The organism is Pseudomonas sp. 24 E 13, assembly GCF_900004715.1.
Taxonomy (GTDB): domain Bacteria; phylum Pseudomonadota; class Gammaproteobacteria; order Pseudomonadales; family Pseudomonadaceae; genus Aquipseudomonas; species Aquipseudomonas orientalis_A.
In genome coordinates, this window is record NZ_CVTO01000143.1 from 81,098 (window position 1) to 87,610 (window position 6,513).

A 6,513-nucleotide genomic window follows, 5' to 3' on the forward strand; every position below is an offset into this window, starting at 1 on the left:
TACAGAGTTGTGTAGATGCCTATGCCCCGATAGCGGCGCATCAGTCAACACATTCGGTGACTGACACACCCCAATCGGGGGCAAGCCCCCTCCCACATTTTGAATGGGGTACAGATTTTAAAAAGAGACAAATGACAATAATTCTCGATATCATTCACGACCTTTCCAAGCCGTGCTGCGTCAAGAAGGATATCCATGTCTCGTCCCAAGCCCGACCCATTGTCGGCCGATGCCTGTCGCGGGTTCTATGCAGATATCCTGCATTTCCTGCGCAAACGCACGGACAACGCCAGTGACGCGGCGGATATGACCCAGGATGTGTTTACCCAATGGCTGGACTACCGCGACCGGGCCAAGGTCGAGCAGCCACGGGCGTTTCTGTTTCAGATGGCGCGCAACCTGCTGCGCGATCACTGGCGTAAACAGCAGGTACGCCGCAGTGTCCACGCCGATTCAGCCGACGCCCCCACCGAAGCCGTCACCGACGAGCAAAACGAGCCCATGGCCGCCGCGCTGCGCATCCAGCGCCTGGAACACTTGAAAGAAGTCCTCGCCGAACTCTCGCCCCGTCGGCGCGAAGCCCTTATGCTGCATCGCTTCGAAGGCTTGAGCCAGGCACAGATCGCCGCGCGCATGGGCATTTCGACGAGCATGGTGGAAAAGCACATTGCTTTTGCCCTGCTGCATTGCAAGCGACGTCTTCAACCTGACCCCGGCACGGAGCAGCCCCAATGAGCCGCCTGAGCGACCTCGACGCGCTGGACATCGACGCGAGCGACGCCATTGATGCCCAAGCCGCCAGCTGGTTTGCACGCAACCGCAGCCACGCGGACCGTGTCGACCGCAAGGCCTTCGCCGCCTGGCGGGCCAACCCGGCCCATGCGCGCGCCTATGCCGAATTCGAGCAATTGTGGACGGACCTCGCCCAGTTGCAGCCATTGAACAAACCCTTGGCGCTGCCCCGGCGCAAACCGGTATGGCGCCCCGCGCTGGCAATCGCGGCCGCCTTGCTCTGCGCCGTTCTTGCCCCTCATCTCGGTGCGCCACGCGAGCTGTATCACGCCCAGGTTGCCGGTCATGCCAAGGGCATGCGCACCCTGCACCTGCCCGATGGCAGCACCTTGTATGTGAACGCCAACACCCGCATTCGCGTGGATTTCACCGCGCACCAGCGCATCCTTCACCTGGACAAAGGCCAGCTGTACATCGAAGTGGCCGCCGATCAGGAACGCCCGCTGTACGTACAAGCCGGCGAGGCGAATGTGCGGGTGGTGGGCACCGGTTTCGATGTGCGCCGCAGCGAACAGCAACTGGTGGTCAGCGTGGCCCATGGCCAAGTGGCCTTCGAGCCGGATCGAACACACCCCGCCGCGTTGCTCCAGGCCAGGCAACGCGCCAGTTACCAGTACGCCAATGGCACGCTGCAGCAGCAAACCCTCAACGCCGTAGACGTCGCCGATTGGCGCAGCGGGCACTTGGCGTTTCGTAATCGCGAGCTGGCCAGCCTGATCGACGAATTGAGCCTGTACCGTCCCCAGGCGCCTCTACAGGTCAGCAAGGCCGTGGCGCAACTCAAGGTGTCGGGCAACCTGGATGTGAATGACCCGGACGCACTGCTCAACGCCCTGCCCGCCCTATTACCGGTGAAAACCGTGACGTCCGCCGACGGTATTGTGCGAATCGAATCAAGCAAATAACCCACACATGAGAATATTTTGCATTCGCATGTGTGGATTTTTTTGCGTGTCCCGTCTTCCTCCCGTCTGCGTTTGATACGCACACCTTTTTGGCTATTTAGCCGCACCGGGGGATCTCATGTTTCGCGCGCCTTGCCCTGCTTCGCACCTGTTTCTACGGCCGACCCTGCTTGCCACCTGCCTGGCGTTCAGCGTCAGCGCCCAGGCCGAGTCATTCACGCTGCAACTGCCGGCCCAGCCGTTGGCGACCTCCCTGAGCCAGGTGGCCCGGCACGCGAAGATCCAGCTGCTGTTCGACGAGGCGTTGCTCAAGCACATGCAGGCGCCGGCCCTCAAGGGGGAGTACAGCGCAGAAGAGGCGATTCGTATCCTGCTCAAAGGCGCCGACTTCACCCTGATCAAGGTTGGCACGACCTATGTGGTACGCGCCGATGCGGCCAGGACCACGCAAGGCCGCGCAATCCAGCTCGATACCTCGAGCGTGATCGGCACCGGCAACGAAGTGGACTCCAGTACCGTCAACCGCTCCACCCTGACCCAGGCCGACATTGACCGCTACCAGTCCAATAACATCCCCAGCCTGTTGCAGACCCTGCCCGGCGTGAGCCAGGGCGGCTCGCTCAAGCCCGGCGGCCAAACCATCAACATCCGTGGCTTCGGCGATGCCGAAGACGTGCCGATGACCGTGGATGGCGCGACCAAGAGTGGTTTTGAGCGCTACCAGCAGGGCACCGTCTTTATCGAGCCCGAGCTGATCAAGAGCATTGAGGTAGAGAAAGGCCCGAACTCACCGTTCACCGGCAACGGCGGCTTTGGCGGCACGGTCAACATGACCACCAAGGATGCCCCGGACCTGCTCAAGGACGGCCGCAACAGCGGCGCAATGCTCAAATACGGCTACTCGAGCAACGACCATGAACAGGTCTACAGCAGTGCCGTGTACGGCCGCACCGACGACGGCCGTTTCGACGCGCTGGCCTACCTGACCCAACGCGACGGCGGCGACATGAAGGTTGCCGCCAAGCTGCCCAACGAGAACAACCAGTACCCGATCAATCCTCAGCGCTTGCCCAACAGCGCCCAGGATGTGGACGGCAAGCTGTTCAAGGTCAACGCGTACTTCACCGAGGAACACAGTGTCGGCCTGTCCTACTCGCGCTCCCACAGCAACCGCTGGACACCCTTCTCCGCCGCCAGCTACCCGACACCACCGACCCAGCTCAACATCGACCGCTACGGTTACGAAGGTGCACTCAAGCGCTTTCTGGCGCACCGCGATACCGTCGACACAACCTGGTCGGGCAAGTACCACTACCAGCCGCTGGACAACCCGCTCGTGGACATGACCGTCAAGTACTCCCAGTCCAACACCGAACAGAGCGACGAGCGTGACGCCACCGCGTTTTTCCAGCTGGCCACCGGCGGGCGCAAGATGGACACCGCCTACACCGACAAGCATCTGGATATCCGCAACGTCAGCCTGTTCGACACCGGCCCCCTGCAGCATGCGCTGACAGTCGGCGGGCAGGTGCGCAAGCACGTGCGCGACACCGAAATGTGGATGCCCGGCAGCACTTACAATACGCCGCGCTATAACTACGGCCATTTCCAGCCGGGCTTCATGCCCCACGGTAAGGTCGACACGAACAGCTTCTTCATCCAGGACGCAGTGACCCTGGGCGACCTGACCATCACCCCGTCGCTGCGCTACGACCATGTGCGCAACCGGGGCGAAGGCAATGATGCGCCGTACTACAACAACCCTGACCCTGCGATCGGCCACGACTACAGCGACCGCACCTACACCGGCTGGTCGCCGCGCCTGGCGCTGTTCTGGACCGTCACGCCAAATGTCGGCCTGTTCGCCAACTGGAGCCAGACCTGGCGTGCGCCGGTGATCGACGAGCAATACGAAGTGCAGGGCCTGGGCAGCCGCACCGCCACCAGCGTGGACCTGGACCCGGAGCGCATCACCTCGATTACCCTGGGCAACATCACCCACTTCGACAATCTCATCGCCCAGGATGACAACCTGCAATTGCGCACCACCTTGTTCCACAACAAGGTCGAAGACGAAATCTTCAAGGCCACCGGCGTGGGGTGCCAGAACCAAGCCGTCAACGGCGGCACGATTGGCTCCGCCTGCCCAGCGGGGGCGATGTCCAACTACCGCAATATCGGCGGCCTGACGATCAAGGGCATCGAAGTCGAGTCGATCTACAACTCCACCTACGTGTTCGGCTCGGTGTCCTTCGCCTATGCCAAAGGCCAGCACGAAGGCGCCTATACCAACCCCTGGGGCCCGGACGTGGCAGCGCGGGATATCCCGCCGACCAAATGGGTGCTGGTGCTGGGTACCCACATTCCGGCCTGGGATGCCCAGATAGGCTGGATGGGCCAGTTCATCGGCGCCACCCACCGCCTGCCCAGCGACAACTATTCCGGCGGCCCGGGCTCCGCAGTCGGCGATCTGTTCTACGACCAGTACGGCAACAAGCGCTACAACACCCAGGGCCTGTTCGCCAAATGGACACCGCAACAGGCGTACCTCAAGGGCACCGAGGTGAACTTCACCGTGGACAACCTGTTCAACGAAAACTTCCGCCCGGCGTTGAGCGGCGACCGCGCCTATACTAAGGGGCGCGATGCGAAGATCAGCGTGACGCGATTCTTCTGATTGCTACACCGAGTCTAAATGTGGGAGGGGGCCTGTGTTCAGGCCAAGAGACCATCGGCGCGCAGCAGGGTTTCCAGGCAATGTTCGGTGATGTGGTAGAACGCTTTGAGTTCTTGGATTTTCACCAATAGCTGCGCGTTGTCCAAAGGCTCGGCACGCTTGATCGCCAGGATCATCTTGTTCTTGTTGGTGTGCTCCAACGAGATGAACTCGAACACTTTGGTCTCATAGCCACAGGCTTCGAGAAACAAGGCGCGCAGGCTGTCGGTGACCATTTCCGCCTGTTGGCCCAGGTGCAGGCCGTATTGCAGCATCGGCTTGAGCAGCGCCGGGCTCTGGATCTGCAGGCGGATCTGTTTGTGGCAGCACGGCGAACACATGATGATCGACGCACCGGAACGGATACCGGTGTGAATCGCATAATCGGTGGCGATATCGCAGGCATGCAGGGCGATCATCACGTCCAGCCGGCTCGGCGCGACGCTGCGCACATCGCCGCACTTGAACGCCAGCCCCGGGTGCTCCAGGCGCGCGGCCGCTTCGTTGCACAGGGTAACCATGTCCTGGCGCAACTCGACACCGGTCACTTCGCCGTCGGCCTTGAGCGTGTTGCGCAGGTAGTCGTGGATCGCAAACGTGAGGTAGCCCTTGCCCGAGCCAAAATCGGCAACGCGTACGGGTTGGTCGAGCTGCAACGGCGACGACGTCAGCGCGTGACTGAACACTTCGATGAACTTGTTGATCTGCTTCCACTTGCGCGACATCGACGGGATCAGCGCCTGCCTGGCGTCGGTCACGCCCAGGTCGGCGAGGAACGGCCGGCCCAGGTCGAGGAAGCGATTTTTCTCGCGGTTATGCTCGGCCGATGGCGCCTCACGCAATTGCTGCGGCTTGCTTTTGAACAGCGAGCTTTTGTTCTTCTTGCTGTATTCCAGCTGGGCTTCGTCAGTCAGCGACAACAGGTGCGCGTTCTTGAACGAGGCCGGCAGCAGCTCGGCAATCGCCGCCACACCGTCGGCCAGCGCCAGGTTCTTGGTGATGTCGCGGGTCTTGTAGCGGTAGACGAAGGACAGGCAGGGCTGTTCCTTGACGGTGACCGCTTTGATGATCAGCCGCTGCAGTTCGGCTTCATCACCGACGTACTTGGCCAGCACCAGCTTGATAAAGGCGTTTTGCGCCAGGCTTGCGTTCAGCAGTTCGATGAACTGGGCATGATGATCCGGTGCAGGGCTGGCGGGTTGAGCGGTGACGGACATGAACAAAAACGCCTCGGGCAAAGAATGCCGGGCATTTTAGGGGGGATAACCCGCAACGGCACGGAGTTATTTGACCAGTGGTCAGTTCCAACAGCCAAGGTAGATCCAAATGTGGGAGGGGGCTTGCCCCCGATGGCAATCTGTCAGCTACCAATGTAGTGGCTGATCCACTGCTATCGGGGGCAAGCCCCCTCCCACATTTAGAACGGTGTTGCCCTGGTTATTCGAGTACGACCAGGCGATTGGGCAGCTCATTGCGCGTCTGCGTCACCGGCACATGCACCTTGAGCAATTCACCACAGGCCTCGATGCACGCAATGAACCCGGCCAGCGTTTGCCTCTGCTTCACCTGCTGGGTAAACGCCTTGACGATGCCATCCCAGTTGCTGTCGTCCAACCGCTTGGAGATGCCGTCATCCACCAGGATTTCCACATAGCGCTCCGCCTCGCTGACAAAAATCAGCACCCCGGTGCTGCCCAGCGTGTGATGCAGGTTCTGCTCGAGGAACTGACGGCGCGCCAGGTTCGAGGCGCGCCAATGGCGCACCGAGCGCGGGATCAAACGGGTGGTGACCTTGGGCAGGCGAAACACCAGGCACAGCACAATAAAGGTCGCCCATTGCGCCAGCAACAAGGTGTACATGGTCAGGTAGCCCGACAAGTAATGCACCACGCCAGGCACCACCAATGCAATCAGGCTGGCCCACAGCAACGGGATGTAGGCGTAGTCGTCGGCCCGCGCCGCCAGCACGGTGACCAGTTCGGCGTCGGTCTGTTGCTCGACCCGGGCGATCGCCTCGGCCACTTGGCGCTGCTCGTGTTCAGTCAGTAATGCCATGGTTGTAGATGCTCTATTTTCGTTATTGTCATTACCAGCCGCCCG

Annotated in this window: 5 protein-coding genes; 3 read left to right on the forward strand and 2 right to left on the reverse strand. The window is 61.3% G+C overall.

Annotated features, from left to right (window positions below; all coding sequences use genetic code 11):
• The first annotated feature begins 195 nt into the window (after nucleotides 1–195).
• The 3 genes from BFP90_RS19530 to BFP90_RS19540 all read left to right on the forward strand — a co-directional run bounded on the left by BFP90_RS19530 (nucleotide 196) and on the right by BFP90_RS19540 (nucleotide 4,374).
• On the forward strand, nucleotides 196–735 hold the full coding sequence (locus BFP90_RS19530; RefSeq protein WP_065893445.1) for an RNA polymerase sigma factor: 540 nt from the start codon (nucleotides 196–198) through the stop codon (nucleotides 733–735).
• On the forward strand, nucleotides 732–1,697 hold the full coding sequence (locus BFP90_RS19535) for a FecR family protein (RefSeq protein ID WP_065897747.1): 966 nt from the start codon (nucleotides 732–734) through the stop codon (nucleotides 1,695–1,697). The genes BFP90_RS19530 and BFP90_RS19535 overlap by 4 nt, the downstream gene beginning before the upstream one ends.
• A 118-nt stretch (nucleotides 1,698–1,815) precedes the next feature.
• Complete coding sequence (locus BFP90_RS19540; protein ID WP_065897748.1) at nucleotides 1,816–4,374, forward strand: TonB-dependent receptor; 2,559 nt, start codon at nucleotides 1,816–1,818, stop codon at nucleotides 4,372–4,374.
• A 38-nt stretch (nucleotides 4,375–4,412) separates the two neighbouring features.
• Here the strand turns inward: BFP90_RS19540 and BFP90_RS19545 are convergent, their stop codons facing one another.
• Both BFP90_RS19545 and BFP90_RS19550 read right to left on the reverse strand, forming a co-directional pair.
• Nucleotides 4,413–5,630, reverse strand: coding sequence for a class I SAM-dependent methyltransferase (locus tag BFP90_RS19545; protein ID WP_065897749.1), 1,218 nt, complete (start codon nucleotides 5,628–5,630; stop codon nucleotides 4,413–4,415).
• Between the two features lie 220 nt (nucleotides 5,631–5,850).
• The gene (locus tag BFP90_RS19550) at nucleotides 5,851–6,468 is read right to left on the reverse strand and encodes a TPM domain-containing protein (RefSeq protein WP_065897750.1); all 618 of its coding nucleotides are present in this window, start codon (nucleotides 6,466–6,468) and stop codon (nucleotides 5,851–5,853) included.
• Nucleotides 6,469–6,513 lie beyond the last annotated feature (45 nt).

Excerpts from the sequence above, each read along its gene's own strand:
- BFP90_RS19540 (WP_065897748.1), top strand. The coding sequence starts at position 1,816 with ATGTTTCGCGCGCCTTGCCCTGCTTCGCACCTGTTTCTACGGCCGACC.
- BFP90_RS19550 (WP_065897750.1), bottom strand. The coding sequence starts at position 6,468 with ATGGCATTACTGACTGAACACGAGCAGCGCCAAGTGGCCGAGGCGATC.
- BFP90_RS19530 (WP_065893445.1), top strand. The coding sequence starts at position 196 with ATGTCTCGTCCCAAGCCCGACCCATTGTCGGCCGATGCCTGTCGCGGG.
- BFP90_RS19535 (WP_065897747.1), top strand. The coding sequence starts at position 732 with ATGAGCCGCCTGAGCGACCTCGACGCGCTGGACATCGACGCGAGCGAC.
- BFP90_RS19545 (WP_065897749.1), bottom strand. The coding sequence starts at position 5,630 with ATGTCCGTCACCGCTCAACCCGCCAGCCCTGCACCGGATCATCATGCC.